Source organism: Nonomuraea cypriaca, assembly GCF_015645445.1.
In the GTDB taxonomy this organism is placed as follows: domain Bacteria; phylum Actinomycetota; class Actinomycetes; order Streptosporangiales; family Streptosporangiaceae; genus Nonomuraea; species Nonomuraea cypriaca.
This window is the reverse complement of the sequence record NZ_JADOGI010000579.1, coordinates 1-575: the sequence shown is the minus strand read 5'-3', so window position 1 is coordinate 575 and position 575 is coordinate 1. Positions and strand designations below refer to the sequence as shown.

Genomic DNA, 575 nt, shown 5'->3' with positions numbered 1-575 from the left:
CCCAGCCTGGTAATCGTCTCGGCTGCCGTCGGCTTGCAGCTTGGGGCAGCGGGTCGACCACCGCCCGCGCCAGGCTCGCGCGGTGGGAGTCAGGCTGTTGGGAGTTCGGCCAGGAGGATGGGTTGGGTGGTGGGTTTCCTGGAGCCGGTCGCGGGCTCCACCGTGATCGCGATGTGGGCGTCGTCCGGCGACGGCGTGAGCACCACGGGGGTCGTGATGCCGTCCTCCCCCCGTTCCAGCATTCCGGCCGGGCGCGGGCCGTCCGGGCCCATCAGCCACAGCGCGTACCCACGGGCGCGGGGCGGCTCGGGCAGGCCCGACGAGGTGAACACCATGCGTCCCGCGGACCGCGAGATCACGACCGTGCCGGTGCCGCCGGGCGTCACGGGCTGGCGTACCGTCTGGGCGTCGGGCGCGGCCAGCACGGCGATCATCTCCTGATTCCTGGCACCGGCCTCCCCGAGATCGCGTCGCGCGTCGACGGCGACCGCCCCGAGCGCGACCGCGGCCGCCGCGGCCGCCGCCGCCAGCCCCGCCAGCACCTTCGACCGCCCCCGCCGCAACGGCACGACCCC

The 575-nt window shown here is 75.5% G+C and carries 1 protein-coding gene; it reads right to left on the bottom strand.

The window, feature by feature from the left end; genetic code table 11:
• Positions 1-89: 89 nt before the first annotated feature.
• Positions 90-575: anti-sigma factor (locus ITP53_RS55715; protein ID WP_195903542.1), on the bottom strand; the 486-nt coding region annotated here is incomplete at its 5' end.